We start from the raw sequence: 15,656 nt of genomic DNA on the forward strand, positions 1-15,656 counted from the left end.
ATATGACTTATTTCTTAATCAATTCATATCAAGGATAATTTTTATTTAATATAAAATTTCTAGAAGTAGTTAAAAAGTAACATTTAAAATATAAGGATTTTTCATGATAAAAATTACTGGTTTTCGTAAATTTTATTTATGGCTAGTTGCCATTATTTTATTAGTTAGTGGTTTATTTTTAACAATTAAAGGAATACAACTTCTTTCATTAGGAGGAAGCTTTTTTTTTGCGCTAATGGGAATAGTGCAAATCATAACTGCATTTCTTTTGTTTAAACAAAATTCTAAAGCAGCTTACCTATATGGTTTAACTTATGTTTTAACTATAATTTGGGCTTTGTATGAAGTTGGCTTACAATTCTGGCCATTATTTTCTCGTTTAATGGTATTTACTGGTTTTGCGATGCTTATAGCCTTCGCTTATCCTATGTTAGAGAAAAAGAAATCTGGTAATATTAATACTGGTAAAGGTGGTTATATATTAGGCACTTTTATTTTAATTTTATTGTGTGTTGCATTAGGTTTTATGTTTCAAGAACATGGTGGCATTAGTAATCAGGTAGAATTAGCTAAAAATACACTTAAAGCATCTGACGCACCATTAGACTGGAAGCAATATGCTAATACCACCAAAGGAACACGCTTTTCTGGCGCTGAACAAATTAATAAAAATAATGTTAAAGATTTAGAAGTAGCTTGGACATATCGTACCGGTTATATTCCATCTAATAGTGGATCTGGTCCTGAAGATCAAGAAACACCTTTGCAAATTGGTGATAATGTGTATTTATGTACACCAAATAATATTGTTATCGCTTTAGATGCAGATAGTGGTGAACAAAAATGGCGATTTGATCCTAAAGCTTCATCACCTAATTGGCAACGTTGTCGTGGTTTAGCTTATTATAAAGATGAAGCAAATGTTAATGCTTGTTCTGCACGTATCATCATGAATACAATCGATGCTAGGTTAATGGCTATTGATGCTAATACAGGAAAGCTGTGTGATGACTTTGGAGATCAAGGCGTAGTTGATTTGAAAAAGGATATGGGTGATATTCCTCCGGGTTATTATGAGCCGACAGCAGCCCCTCTTGTTGCTAAAGATGTTATAGTAGTAGGTGGTCGTGTTGCAGATAATTTTTCAGTCAATGAACCCGGCGGAGTTGTTCGTGCTTTTGATGTTCATAATGGTAAATTAGTTTGGGCTTGGGATCCAGGAAATCCAAGTATTACTGATGTTCCTGCTGAAAATGAAACTTATACTAGAGGTACAGTCAATGTTTGGGCTACTACAGCATATGATCCCGAACTTGATCTTGTTTATGCACCTACAGGTAACGCTACTCCAGACTTTTTTGGTGGTTATCGTACTAAATATGATGATGAGTATAACTCTTCAATTGTTGCACTAGAACGCAAAACAGGACAAATTCGCTGGACTTTCAGAACTGCTCATCATGATTTATGGGATTATGATCTACCATCTCAACCATTACTCTATGATATACCTAACGAAAAAGGTGGTGTTACAAAAGTAATTGTGCAAACCACAAAATCTGGCCAGATCTTTATGTTAGATCGTGAAACTGGTAAACCTGTTGCTGAGGTTCAAGAAAAACCAGTTGCTCAAGGTAATGTTAAAGGAGAATACTATTCACCAACACAACCTTTCTCTGTTGGCATGCCATCTATTGGAAATGAGACATTAACTGAATTTGATATGTGGGGTGCAACACCTTATGATCAATTACTGTGCAGAATTGATTTCGTGGGTTCTGACTATCATGGTTTATTTACACCACCAGGCATGACAAAAACCCTTCAATATCCAGGTTCATTGGGTGGAATGAATTGGGGAAGTGTAGCTGTTGATCCTCAAACTAACTTAATGTTCGTAAATGATATGCGAATTGGTCTAACTAACTGGATGATTCCACAAGAAAATATTCCTAAAAATGCTAGTGGTATTGAAATGGGTATTGTTCCACAAAAAGGGACACCTTATGGAGCTATGCGTTTAAGATTTACTTCTGCTTTAGGCGTTCCTTGCCAAAAACCTCCATATGGTACAATGACGGCGATAGATCTTAAATCTCGTCAAATTGTATGGCAAAAACCTTTAGGTACTGTAATGGATACAGGTATATTAGGTATACCTATGCATTTACCAGCACCTATCGGTATGCCTACTATCGGCGGACCAATGGCAACAAAATCAGGCTTATTATTTTTTGCAGCTACCCAAGACTTTTACTTAAGGGCGTTTGACTCAGTAACTGGTGAAGAAATTTGGAAAGCTCGATTACCAGTCGGTAGTCAAGGAACACCAATGACTTATGTTTCTCAAAAAACAGGTAAACAATATATCGTTATTTCAGCTAGTGGAGCAAGACAATCACCTGTCCGTGGTGATTATGTTATTGCATATGCATTACCAGACAAAAAGTAAAACAAGTTAAATATAATCAATTATAAAAATATTCAAAACAAAAAGAGTGCATTATAAAAATGCACTCTTATTCTAGTTATTAAAAACTCTATAAATTAATATGCTCAATATACCCTTTCACAATATTGACACTGTTAGTGAATAATTTTTTTTCATTATCACTAAAATCGAGTTCAATGACTTTTTTAATACCATGTTGATCAAGGATTGCAGGTACCCCAATGGCGACTTTTTTATAACCATATTCACCATCTAATACACAACTTAATGCTAATGCTCTATGGCTGTTAGTGAAGATGTGTTGGCAAATTTCAGTAATGGTGCTAGCAATACCGTATTCGGTGCAACCTTTATATTTGACAATTTCGAAGCCTTTGTTTTTAGCTTTTAGTCCGATATCATTAAAATCGATTTTTTTCTTTTCTAAATCGTTAAGATTAATACCATAAACCGATGAATGAGACCAAACTGGAAATTGTGAATCACCATGTTCACCAACAATGAATGCGTCTATACTTTGTGGACCAATATCCATTTTTTCACCTAGTAATCGGCGTAGACGGACAGTATCTAACCAAACACCGGTACCGATGATGCGATGTCGAGGTAAACCAGATAATTTCCAAACTTGATAAGTAATGGCATCACATGGATTTGTAGCAATTAAAAATATTCCTTTAAAACCACTGTTCATCATATTGGGAACAATGCTAGCCATGATTTTAGAGGTTCCAGCTAGTTCTTCTGCTCTGCTTTTTTGCGCCAGTCCGGATGTAACAGTAATAATAGCAATGTCAATATCAGCACAGTCCGTCGATTCACGCAAACTGACTTTGATCATATTTTGTCGATATGCTGCGGCGTCTAATAAATCTTGCCCATGACCGTAAGCTAAATCATTATTAAGATCAACCAGTGCAATTTCTTCACAAAAGCCACGATTAACCAATGTATAAGCTGTAGTTGAACCAACATTACCTACACCAATAACCATTACTTTACGTAGTTTCATCTTTAAATCCACCTTTTTAACTTACTGATTTTTAAGTTGTATAAATATCGTCGATTACTTCTCCATCATATACCTTTACCATTAATAAGCAAGGATCGGCAAATAGTTGATATAAATTGTTTTTAATAATAATTATTCAATAATAAGTATTATTAATTTGAGTAACCTATTTTATTCTGTTAGGGTGTTTGGGAATATATAAGGAAAGGAAAGAGGAAAGAGATGAAAAAGAAGAAATTAATTATATTATTATCCCTAGCAATGCCATTAACGGTTAACGCTTTGAATTTACAAGGTACACAAACTTTTACTGATGAAGTAAATATTCCGGAAACACATAATTTCGAAAATGATGGAGGAGTTATATCAGACGTCATATCAGGCATAAAAATAAATCCTGATAGTAATACGGTATTTGAGAAAGACGTTATAATAAACTTGTCAAAAAATAATTTTCCTAATGCAACCATCAATTCGAGCTTTGACGGTATTACAAATAACATCCAAACTTTAATGGGAACATCATCCACTACATTTAATGGTAATCTTACGATTAATATGAAAGGTGACTCTGCCACCGCAATCTCTCTATATGATGAAAATGTTAATTTAACGGTTAATGGAAAAGCAAACATAAGTGTTGATGATACTGAAGATGAAGCCATATATATGGCCAATGGAGGAAATATAGTCTTTAATGGTGAAACACATATAAATAGTAATATTAATGCAATTTCAATACTTGGCTCAGGATCAAACCTTACATTCAATGGTGAATCTTACATTAAAGGGGATATAGATTCTGATGAAGGTGCATTATTAAAAATAAATAATAAATCAATAATCAATGGTAATATATATGCTGAATTAGGAGGTACCGTTATTCTTGACTTAGCTGCCGGCTCTAAAATAGTTGGTGCGGCTTCTTCGCTCTTTCATGATGATGATGATGGTGATGATCCTGAATACCCGAATCAAGATACAACTGGAATTATAAAAATGAATCTTGATAATGGTGCTTCTTGGGAAATTAATCAAGATTGGTCGTATATTACTGAATTATCAGGTCAAGGAAATATAAAATTTATTAATGATAATAACTTTGGTAAGCTGACAATTGAAAATTTAAAAGGTGCTTCGACGTTTAATTTACGCACCGATATTGCCGCTCAACAAAGTGATAAAATCATTATCTCTAAATCATCTGACACTAACCGAACTGTTTCAGCAGAAGGCACCCATACGATAAACTTAATCAATAATGGTTCTGCACAAACTACTGGTAATGAAAAATTAACATTAGTTGAAATCGATGATGATGCGATAAATACAGCTGAATTCAAAACAAATCACGATGTTGAACTTGGTGGTTACCAATATAGTTTGAATAAAGATGGTAATGATTATGTTTTAACAGGTCAACCTATTACGTCTTCAACACCTATTGAATCTTCCGCACCTATTACATCTTCTGCAATGGCTAGTGCTGGTTTTCTTAATGCCAATTATTTAATGAATTATGTTGAAACACAAACCCTTTTAAAACGTTTAGGTGATATGCGCACTAGTGGTAAGTTTGGGGATGTTTGGTTACGAGGTTTTACTGGTAAATTAGATTCGTTTTCTGGCGGTAAACTAAGCAAATTTGATATGAGTTACCATGGTTTCCAATTTGGTGCTGATAAACAACTATCTGAAAATTCACCATTTGTTGTTGGTGCTTTTGTAGGACAAACTTATGGTGATCCTGATTATCGTAAAGGAGATGGTTCATTACGTTCATTTAACACAGGTTTATATGGAACTTATTTAGATAATAGTGGTTTTTATATTGATGCTGTAGCCAAATATGATCGTCAAAAAAATCACTTCAAAGTTAAAGATACTGCTAATAATCGTGTTCAAGGTACAGGACATTCTAACGGACTTGGCTTATCAATGGAATTAGGTCAAAAATTCAAAATTAATGATTTTTATATAGAACCACAAACTCAATTCTCTTATAGCCATCAAAATGATACCTCAATTAAAGCATCGAATGGACTTAGAGTTAAATTAGGTAATTATAATTCATTAATTGGCCGAGCATCAGCTCTTTTGGGCTATGAATTTAATTCAGATAAAAATAGTGTCAATATTTATGCTAAAACCGGTATTGTTAGAGAGTTTGATGGAGACACTTATTACAAACTAAATAACCATAAAGAAAGCCACTCATTCAAAGGTAATTGGTGGAATAATGGTGTTGGCATTAATGCGAATATCAACCAAAAACATAATATCTATTTGGATTTAGAAAGTTCTCCGGGTAATAAATTTGATTTATTACAGGTTAATGGTGGATATCGCTACTCTTTTTAATACATTATTTAGCTTAAATTTTTATCTATTCATCCCACGTTGATTATTTGGCGTGGGAATTTTCAATTATCTCGCCTTTGATACTACATTAACTATCATTCTAATAGATGTATCTATCTACGCTTTTTTTGTATTTTTATTTAATATTGAGTAATAAAAAATTTGACTTTTATTTTATAAATGATAATAATTCTCATTAACATTTAAAACATAATTTTGCATTTTTTAAGTATTAAGGAGTGATCAAAAAAGCGATTTCACACATTTTTGATCGTTTTATCTATAGCTTATCTTCTATGTCCGATTGAGTTCGAGTAGATAGTATACAATAAGGATCCATCAATGAAATTCAATTTTTTTAAAAGCCGTAAAACATTATTAAATGCGATTTTAACATCGCTGTTGATTTTGACCGGCTTAGCTAACTCAGCATCGGCTGATGAAAAAAAATTCAAAGTGGTTACCACATTTACCGTTATTCAAGATATTGCTCAAAATGTAGCTGGCGATGCCGCAGTTGTTGAATCAATTACTAAAGTAGGAGCTGAAATTCATGAGTATGATCCTACTCCGCAAGATATCACTAAAGCTCTTTCTGCTGATTTGGTGTTGTGGAATGGTTTGAATTTAGAGTTGTGGTTTGAACGTTTTTTTGAAGATATTAAGGATGTACCTTCAGTTGTAGTCACAGAAGGAATCGATCCAATGCCAATTCAAGAAGGTAGTTATAAAGGCAATCCAAATCCACATGCATGGATGTCACCAACCCTTGCTTTGACTTATGTTGAAAATATTCGTGCCGCTTTGGTTAAATATGATCCCAAAAATGCCGAGATTTATAATAAAAATGCCGCAGAATATGTGGCGAAAATTAAGGTACTTGATGCCCCACTACGTGAGCGTTTAGCGAAAATCCCCGAATCACAACGTTGGTTAGTCACTAGTGAGGGGGCATTTAGTTATTTAGCCCGTGATTATAATCTTAAAGAAGCATATCTATGGCCAATTAATGCCGAGCAACAAGGTACTCCTAAGCAAGTTAAAAATCTTATTGATTTGGTACGAGCTAATAATATCCCAGTATTATTTAGTGAAAGTACCATTTCCGATAAACCCGCTAAGCAAGTAAGTAAAGAAACCGGTGCTAAATATGGTGGTGTGCTTTATGTTGATTCACTCTCTACCAAAGATGGTCCTGTTCCAACTTATATCGATTTATTAAAAGTGACGGTTGAAACAATCGCTAAAGGATTCGAAAAATAATGACGCAAATTTGCTTAAATGTTGATGATATTACCGTGACTTATAATAATGGTCACACTGCGATTCATGATGCTAGTTTTCGGTTAAATGGTGGCACAATCTGTGCACTGGTTGGCGTTAATGGTAGTGGAAAATCAACACTATTTAAAAGCATTATGGGAATGATAAAACCAACTAAAGGTCAGGTGACATTTAATAATATTTCGGTAAAACAAGCATTAAAGCAAAATATTATTGCTTATGTTCCGCAAACCGAGGAGGTCGATTGGGACTTTCCAGTTTTGGTATCGGATGTTGTAATGATGGGGCGTTATGGTCATATGTCTTTTTTGCGAATACCAAGTAAAGAAGATAAGAGACAGGTCGATTTAGCACTAGACCGAGTCAATATGTTGGATTTTAAACATCGCCAGATTGGTCAACTTTCTGGCGGTCAAAAAAAACGAGTCTTTTTGGCAAGAGCTTTAGCTCAACAAGGTAAGGTTTTATTGTTAGATGAGCCATTTACCGGCGTTGACGTTAAAACCGAAAATGCCATTATCGATCTGCTTAAAGCTCTGCGAGATGAAGGTCATTTGATCTTAGTTTCTACCCACAATTTAGGTAGTGTGCCTGAATTTTGTGATCAGGTGGTATTAATCAACCAAACCGTGTTAGCTTTTGGCGAAACCAAAACCACCTTTACACCACAAAATCTAATGACAACATTTGGGGGTGCACTACGTTATTTAAGTTTATCTGGCGAACAATTGCACCAAGATGAAGATCCTCGCAAGATGTCAATTTTAACCGATGATGAACGTGCCGCAGTATTTTATGGTGAAGGTAATGATAATTCTGCTCATCAGGATTTACTTGTCGAACCAACGGTTATTGAAACTAAAGGGCAACACTAATGGAACTACTTCTTGAACCATTTACCTATGGCTTTATGTTAAAAGCCATTTGGGTAAGTAGTATTGTTGGTGCCGCATGTGCATTTTTATCGGCATTTTTGATGTTAAAAGGTTGGTCATTAATGGGGGATGCCCTTTCGCACTCTGTCGTGCCGGGTGTGGCTGGCGCTTATGCACTTGGTTTGCCTTATTCGGTCGGTGCTTTTTTTACTGGATTGTTAGCTGCTTTGTCAATAACAATTGTACGTGCTTTTACTCGCTTAAAAGAAGATGCCATTATTGGGTTCATCTTTTCAACCTTTTTTGCTATTGGACTTTTAATTATTTCACTAAATCCAACCTCCATTAATGCTCAAACCATTATTTTTGGTAACATTTTGGGAATTGATGATAGTGATATGTGGCAAGTGCAAATCATTATTTTGGTTTCGTTTATTTTGCTTCTCTTTTTTTGGAAAGATCTGTTAGTGGTATTTTTTGACGAAACCCATGCTCGTTCCATCGGCTTAAGGCCATTAGCGTTAAAGATCCTATTTTTTACCATTCTAAGTGCCTGTACTGTAGCAGCATTGCAAACCGTCGGGGCAATCTTAGTTATTGCGATGGTGGTAACCCCAGGCGCAACTGCTTACCTACTTACCAATAGATTTTCACGGTTGTTAATCATTTCGGTGATCATTGGCGCACTAACCAGTGCCATCGGCGCTTGGATTAGTTACTTTTTAAATGGCGAAACCGGTGGCGTAATAGTGACACTACAAACATTAGTCTTTTTAACCGCCTTCTTATTTGCACCTAAACAAGGTTTGCTTTCCAACCGCCGCCGAATTAGACAAGCAAGACAAGGGAGAGCTCTATGATCGTATTATGGGAACTTATCTATCATCCCCTAACCATTCCTTTTGTTCAACGTGCTATTTTTGCCGCTTTAGCTACTGGGATTGTTTGTGCCCTGCTGTCGTGCTTTTTAGTATTGAAAGGCTGGTCATTGATGGGAGATGCTATTTCTCACGCCGTATTACCAGGCATTGTTCTCGCTTATTTGGCAGGTATCCCACTGATAATAGGTGCGTTTACTTCCGGATTATGTTGTTCCGTCGCTACCGGATACATTAAGGAAAATAGTCGAATAAAAGAGGATACCGTAATGGGAATTGTCTTTTCTGGGATGTTTGCCTTTGGTTTGGTACTATTTTCTAAAGTTGAAACATCGCAACATTTGAACCATATTTTATTCGGTAGCGTATTAGGAACAAGTTATCAAGAATTAATACAAATCATCGCTATTGCGAGCATTGTTTCGATTTTAGTTATTATTAAACGCCGCGATCTGATGTTGTACTGTTTTGATGCGGTACAAGCGAAAGTGGTAGGTTTGCCTGTTAAATTATTACATTATGGTTTATTGAGTATATTGGCGTTAACCATTGTTGGCTCACTAAAAGCGGCAGGTGTTATCTTAGTTATTGCAATGCTAATCGCCCCAGGTATTACTGCATTTTTGTTAACCAAACGTTTTGAGAAGATGTTAGTGATTGCGGTGATTGTATCAGCTTTTTCGACGGTAACCGGTACATTAATCAGTTTTCATTTAGATGCCTCAACCAGTGCTTGTATTGTGATATTGCAGGCGTTTATCTTTGTTATAGCTCAGTTTTATCGAGTCTACGTTAATCATAAAGTAAGGCTTTAATTGAACTAGTGTAAATGTTGTGCATTATTCTACATTTACACTAGATATTATGGCTTAACTATTCATCATCCAAATATTTGCTAGCATCAGCATAATTATCAAACCGTGAGAATTGACCTTGGAATTTTAAGCGTACTTTGCCTATTGGACCATTACGCTGTTTACCTAAAATGATTTCAGCAATACCTTTATGTTCCGACGCTTCGTTATACACTTCATCACGATAGATAAACATAATCACGTCGGCATCTTGTTCAATAGATCCTGATTCACGTAAGTCTGAGTTAACTGGCCTTTTATCGGCACGTTGCTCTAAGCTACGGTTAAGCTGTGATAGGGCAACGACTGGAATTTGTAACTCTTTTGCTAAGGCTTTTAATGAACGTGAAATTTCTGCAATCTCAAGCGTTCGGTTCTCTGATATATTTGGCACACGCATCAATTGTAAGTAATCGACCATGATCATACTTAAACCTTTATGTTCACGATAGATTCGTCTTGCCCTTGAACGTAACTCCATAGGTGTTAATCCTGATGAATCATCAATATAAATATTTTTCTTCTCAAGTAGTAATCCCATACTGCTAGATATTCTTGCCCAGTCATCATCTTGTAGTTGACCAGTACGAATACGTGTTTGGTCAACCCGTGACAGCGACGCTAACATACGCATCATGATTTGTTCAGATGGCATCTCTAGACTAAAAATAAGAACTGGTTTTTCTTGCATCATAGCAGCATTTTCGCAGAGATTCATCGCAAAGGTGGTTTTACCCATTGACGGGCGAGCAGCAATAATAATTAAATCTGATCGCTGTAAACCTGCGGTTTTTTTATCTAAATCAAGGAAGCCCGTTGATACTCCTGTCACCCCATCATGTGGACGCTGGAATAATTCTTCAATTTTTGCAACAGTAGCTTCTAGCACATCGGTGATATTTTTCGGACCTTCACCTTGCTTAGTGCGACTTTCGGCAATTTGGAAGATTTTACTTTCAGCTAAGTCTAAAATTTCCGTACTATCTCGACCTTCAGTTGAGTAACAGTTGTCGGCTATTTCATTTGAAGCACTAATCAATTCACGCAATATAGCTTGTTGACGAATAATATCGGTATACGCAACCACATTAATCGCACTAGGAGTATTTTTAGAAAGTTCAGCTAAATACGCAAATCCACCAACATCGATCAGCAAATCCTTACTTTCTAAACTTTCAGAAAGTGTAATTAAATCAATCGGAGTACCACGACTGACTAAAGTATGCATTTCTGAAAATATTAATTGATGATGACGAGAATAAAAATCACGGTCAGTAATCATTTCTGCGACAACATCCCAACGTTGATTATCCAACATTAGGCTACCAAGCACAGCTTGTTCTGCCTCAATAGAATGAGGAGGCAACTTTATATTTTGCAATTTTGATTTTTTTGCATCTTGATTTTTCAGTTCTTTATTCGAACTTGTTTCATCATTTTTCATTGCATTCATCTTTGTATTTTTAAATTCATTTAACCTATAACTAATTTGCTTACTGTATAAATAATGGGCCTAAAGCGCAATTAGGAAGTTGATATTCTAATGGATAATCCACCTGAACCAAATATAATCCTTCAGGTTTTGCCGTTGCTGCTGCTTGGGTACGATCTTTTGCCGCTAATAAAGCTTCGATCCATTGCGGTGATTGGTTACCAGCACCAACTTCTAATAAACTGCCAACAATATTACGCACCATATGGTGAACAAAGGCATTAGCTTTAATATCGACAATAACATATTCACCCTGTCTTGTAACTGCAATATGATGAATATTACGCCAAGGTGTCTGTGATTGACACTGCGCCGCTCTAAACGATGAAAAATCATTTTCACCTAATAAATATTGTGCTGCTTGATGCATGAGTTTTTCATTTAATGGCAGATAATAGTGTGATACCCCTTTAGCTAAAATAGCCTGCCGATAACGGTGGTTATAAATCACATATCGATAACGTCGAGCTGTTGCACTAAATCTAGCATGAAAATGGTCATCCACGCTTTTCGACCAGCGTACAGCGATATTGTCAGGAAGATGGGAATTGACGCCCATTGTCCATGCTCCTTCAGCACGCTGAGCAGTTGTTTCAAAATGAATGACTTGCCCTGTTGCATGGACACCGGCATCAGTTCTCCCAGCGCAAAATACCGCGATAGGTTCATTAGCAATTACTGACAAAGCTGATTCTAATCTTTGTTGTACTGAATCAACATGTTGTTGACGTTGCCAACCAAAATAGCTACTGCCATCATACTCGATACCTAATGCAATCTTAGAGGTAGTCATTAATTAAGATCTCAAGCGTCTCGATTAACATTAGTCCACCTAAGTAACGGATATTATCCGCCACTGACCAAAATTGAATTTGCTCATAATTGCCATAGCTGTGTCGTAAATTAGCCAGTTTAATGGTTAAGTTGTTTTCAGCTTCGGTGTTTACTTCGGTTACTGGGGTTGGTAAATCTTCACTTTTCACTTCTACCCCAAATTCACCAAAACGGGCCATATCTAATTCAATAGGTAAACTGCTTGAAACATTAACTGCTTGAGCCAATCCGTAAAATACCGGCACAATAACTGATTCAATAGAGATTGGTAAATCATAATTACTTATCACTTTACGAATTTGGTTAATCTGCGAATGTTCACCTAAACTTCGGTGATCAGATTCATGAGAAATTGGTAATAAATTAAAAGCAAGTTGATTGTCAAACAATTGGTTATCAACTGGCATACCATTAAGTAACCGAGCACTTTGCCCAGCAAGTTCATCAATACCTGATTTACCATATAGTGATGATGGAATAAAGCTACTTACATGTAGATTAGTCAGCAATTGGATATCAGCTAATGATGCCACACAGCGCAATAGTTGAGATACCGTTGGGCTAGCTACTGCAATGATATTTTCATTACGATATTCGGTTAATACACTGTTATTTACTTTAGGCACAATTAATGGAATATGATCTTGATCTGCAAAAAAGCCACTAGCATCGATAACTATACAACCTGCTTGTGCGGCTGTTTGAGCATATTTTTCACTGCTTTTACTGCCAGCAACAAAAAAGGCAAAATGGCATTGGCTCCAATCCATTTGTTGACTATCAATCACGGTTAAATTCTTACTTGCAAAGCGCACAACTTCACCAGCGCTGTTGTCGCTACCGACTAAATAGAGATTTTTAATTTCAATAGTTTTTGAGTTATTTAATAACTCAATTAGTGCAGAACCCACTTGTCCTGTCGCACCAACAATGGCGATATTCCATACAGACATATAATAGACCCGAATTAAAAAATTTAGTGGCAATTATACCACTTTATTGTTAAAGATTTTGAAAAAAGATATTTTCTAAAAATTTGGAATCTTGCTCAAAGAATTGAATTTTTGTTAATTACAGTTTTGATAATCTTCGCTAAAGTAATTTTATCGATTATTTAATTTTATTAATGATTATGACAAAAACATCATTATCGATCATAGCGAAAAAGGCTAAGGTTTCAATCGCTACAGTATCAAGAGTATTAAGAACGCCAAACTTAACCTCGACAAAAACTCAACTTCTAGTTTACCAAGCGATGAAAGCTTTAAATGTTGATCTGTCAAAAAATTTAAAAGACTATCAATTAGTTCATCAAAGCAATAAAATTTTAATTATTGATAACCAACTCATCTCTAAAAGTTTAATCAATTTTGGTATTGAGCAAGTTTTATATGAAGCTGGATTTCAATGGTTTTATTGGCAATTTTCTTATCATGTCAAAAATGATATTTATCATTTAATTCAATATATTAAACAAAATTGCTTTATTGGTATTATAATCATAAACCAAGCACCATACTTTAATCATTTGAATAATTATAAAAAATCATTACCACCTATCATATTTGTTAATCACTTTAAGAATAACTTTTCGTGTATCCATTTCGATCACATGACAATTGGCTTTCAAACCACTAAGCATTTGATTGATCAAGGGCATAATAAGATCGCCATTTTTGTTAATAGCGATAAAAATGCTAACTCCTCACTCTTTTTACAAGGTTATCAGCAGGCATTGAATCGTATTAATATTCAGATTGATACTGATTATATCATACAAGGTTGCCTAACCTATGAACATGGACGAGATGCCGTTAAAACATTACTCCAAAGTAATAAACCACCGACAGCACTTATTTTTGAGGATTTGAGTAGCCTCTCTTGTTTTGATTCAAATAACAATTATGCACAAAATTATTTATCAAGTTATCGTTCACTTTTTGGTGCATTACACCAAGCTAAAGAGAGTCAATCGCAACAGCTACATCCGCTTTCAATTACTTACATTAGTTATTCCAATGATCTTCAATATAATGAGTTAGATCGGCTAAGTAGAGTCAATAAACCTTTATACCAAATGGGTTGTAAATCAGCACAGTTATTATGTGATATTCTCAAACAAGATATAACATCAATATCACAATGTCATATTATCGATACCGAAATGTTTTTTATTAAATAATCATTTATTTTTTATATCAAATAACCTATTAGTTAAGAAATTGATATCAATCTTTTGGGCGATAATTTATTGAAGAGTTGGTTTCCTGCACCAATAAATTGTTGTTCCTGATAAATTCTCACTAATGTTTCAACGGGTACAGAGCTTTCAACAGTAACGGTTCTACCTAATAAAATATCTTTGCCTTGACTTTCACTCAATACCACTTTTTGGCTCGCTTGTAATGGGCTATCAACAGGCATAAGTAATGGTTCTTTTTCGCTTATATTTTGTAAATCATCTAGGCTGATCATTTTATCGACGGGATAATTTGATACCTGCAAGCGTCTTAAATAGATCACATGCGCACCACAGCCAAGTAATTCACCTAAATCATCGATAATGGTACGAATATAGGTCCCTTTCGAGCAATGGATCTCTAAAGTTAACTCCTGTTTAGCAAAATCGTATTGGATAAACTGATTTTCGTAAACGGTAATCGGTCTGGCTTCACGCTCAATGACAATACCTTGGCGAGCGTACTCATAAAGTGGTTTGCCCTGATATTTTAAAGCTGAAAACATGGTAGGCACTTGTAAAATATCACCGCAAAAATGGCTTAAGGCCTCATCGATTTGTGTCTGAGTGATATTGACCGGTTTAGTGCAGATTACTTGACCATCAGCATCAGAGGTATCGGTACGTTCACCTAATTTAGCGATCACTCGATAACGTTTATCAGAATCTAATAAGTATTGTGAAAACTTAGTCGCTTCACCAAAACAGATCGGCAACATTCCGGTCGCTAATGGATCAAGCGCACCAGTGTGTCCAGCTTTTTTAGCATTGAATATTCTTTTCACTTTTTGTAAGGCATCGTTTGATGTCATACCTTGAGGTTTGTCTAATAACAAAACGCCGTGAACATCACGGCGAGTTTTCTTTATATTCATCATTAATATTTAATCTGAAATGGATCATACTCTTCAATATTTTTTACAACATTGAGCAGTTTTTAATTATTAATCTTTATGACGCTCGTTGTCTTGTTTGATAACATCCGAGACTAAACTCGACATCTGCATACCTTTAACTAGCGACTCATCATAGAAGAATTTAATTTCAGGAATAATTCGTAGACGCATTGCTTTACCAATTAGTGTACGAATATACCCTTTTGCATCATTTAAGACATTCAATCCTTGCTCAATAACTTGCGGATCATCATCATTTAAAAACGTCACAAACACTTTTGCGTAGGAAAGATCACGTGAGATATCTACACCGGAAACAGTTACCATGCCTAAACGTGGATCTTTGATTTCGCGCTGTAAAATAATCGCAATCTCTTTTTGTAACTCATGTCCCACGCGAGATGATCGATTAAATGCTTTTGCCATATCTATTTTCCTTAAAATATGTATAAGCAAGGCTTAAAAAACCTTGCCTATAC

13 protein-coding genes are annotated in these 15,656 nt (G+C 35.3%); 7 read left to right on the top strand and 6 right to left on the bottom strand.

Translation table 11 applies throughout. The features are described 5' to 3' along the window. The first annotated feature begins 103 nt into the window (after positions 1-103). Positions 104-2,452, top strand: a complete 2,349-nt coding sequence (locus tag B6C99_RS10230) for a membrane-bound PQQ-dependent dehydrogenase, glucose/quinate/shikimate family (RefSeq protein ID WP_086359730.1) — start codon at positions 104-106, stop codon at positions 2,450-2,452. Positions 2,453-2,540: 88 nt separating this feature from the next. Here B6C99_RS10230 and B6C99_RS10235 read toward each other — a convergent pair whose 3' ends face one another. Beyond that, positions 2,541-3,464 carry an L-lactate dehydrogenase gene (locus B6C99_RS10235; protein WP_086359731.1) on the bottom strand — a complete coding sequence of 308 codons (924 nt, stop codon included), beginning with the start codon at positions 3,462-3,464 and terminating at the stop codon, positions 2,541-2,543. A 222-nt stretch (positions 3,465-3,686) separates the two neighbouring features. Between B6C99_RS10235 and B6C99_RS10240 the strand changes: the two genes are divergently transcribed. From B6C99_RS10240 to B6C99_RS10260, 5 genes are all read left to right on the top strand, one after another. Further along, positions 3,687-5,825 (top strand): autotransporter outer membrane beta-barrel domain-containing protein, encoded by a 2,139-nt coding sequence (locus tag B6C99_RS10240; protein WP_086359732.1) that lies wholly within the window; start codon positions 3,687-3,689, stop codon positions 5,823-5,825. Positions 5,826-6,167: 342 nt separating this feature from the next. Beyond that, a complete protein-coding gene (locus B6C99_RS10245) occupies positions 6,168-7,088 on the top strand; it encodes a metal ABC transporter substrate-binding protein (protein ID WP_086359733.1) in 921 nt (306 codons plus the stop codon). After that, positions 7,088-7,984 carry a manganese/iron ABC transporter ATP-binding protein gene (locus B6C99_RS10250; RefSeq protein WP_086359734.1) on the top strand — a complete coding sequence of 299 codons (897 nt, stop codon included), beginning with the start codon at positions 7,088-7,090 and terminating at the stop codon, positions 7,982-7,984. Before B6C99_RS10245 ends, B6C99_RS10250 begins: the two co-directional genes overlap by 1 nt. Next, positions 7,984-8,844: a metal ABC transporter permease gene (locus tag B6C99_RS10255; RefSeq protein WP_086359735.1), complete on the top strand. Its 861-nt coding sequence runs from the start codon at positions 7,984-7,986 to the stop codon at positions 8,842-8,844. The genes B6C99_RS10250 and B6C99_RS10255 overlap by 1 nt, the downstream gene beginning before the upstream one ends. Next, positions 8,841-9,677, top strand: a complete 837-nt coding sequence (locus tag B6C99_RS10260) for a metal ABC transporter permease (protein ID WP_086359736.1) — start codon at positions 8,841-8,843, stop codon at positions 9,675-9,677. Before B6C99_RS10255 ends, B6C99_RS10260 begins: the two co-directional genes overlap by 4 nt. A gap of 58 nt (positions 9,678-9,735) precedes the next feature. On the opposite strand, the gene dnaB is transcribed toward B6C99_RS10260, so the two are convergent. From dnaB to B6C99_RS10275, 3 genes are read right to left on the bottom strand one after another with little or no spacing between them, the layout of a single operon-like run. Then, positions 9,736-11,160, bottom strand: coding sequence for a replicative DNA helicase (gene dnaB, locus B6C99_RS10265; RefSeq protein ID WP_086359737.1), 1,425 nt, complete (start codon positions 11,158-11,160; stop codon positions 9,736-9,738). 49 nt (positions 11,161-11,209) lie between these two features. Further along, a complete protein-coding gene (gene truA / locus B6C99_RS10270; RefSeq protein ID WP_086359738.1) occupies positions 11,210-12,001 on the bottom strand; it encodes a tRNA pseudouridine(38-40) synthase TruA in 792 nt (263 codons plus the stop codon). Further along, entirely contained in the window at positions 11,988-12,995 is a 1,008-nt protein-coding gene (locus B6C99_RS10275) for an aspartate-semialdehyde dehydrogenase (protein WP_086359739.1), read from the bottom strand. Before B6C99_RS10275 ends, truA begins: the two co-directional genes overlap by 14 nt. Before the next feature lie 179 nt (positions 12,996-13,174). On the opposite strand from B6C99_RS10275, the gene B6C99_RS10280 reads away from it, so the two are divergent. Continuing rightward, complete coding sequence (locus B6C99_RS10280; protein WP_158092469.1) at positions 13,175-14,224, top strand: LacI family DNA-binding transcriptional regulator; 1,050 nt, start codon at positions 13,175-13,177, stop codon at positions 14,222-14,224. Between the two features lie 32 nt (positions 14,225-14,256). Here the strand turns inward: B6C99_RS10280 and truB are convergent, their stop codons facing one another. Next, positions 14,257-15,159, bottom strand: a complete 903-nt coding sequence (truB, locus tag B6C99_RS10285) for a tRNA pseudouridine(55) synthase TruB (RefSeq protein WP_086359741.1) — start codon at positions 15,157-15,159, stop codon at positions 14,257-14,259. Between the two features lie 66 nt (positions 15,160-15,225). Then, positions 15,226-15,603, bottom strand: a complete 378-nt coding sequence (gene rbfA / locus B6C99_RS10290; protein WP_034882735.1) for a 30S ribosome-binding factor RbfA — start codon at positions 15,601-15,603, stop codon at positions 15,226-15,228. Between the last annotated feature and the right edge of the window lie 53 nt (positions 15,604-15,656).

The sequence above is a fragment of the Gilliamella sp. N-G2 genome, from assembly GCF_002142215.1.
GTDB lineage: Bacteria > Pseudomonadota > Gammaproteobacteria > Enterobacterales > Orbaceae > Gilliamella.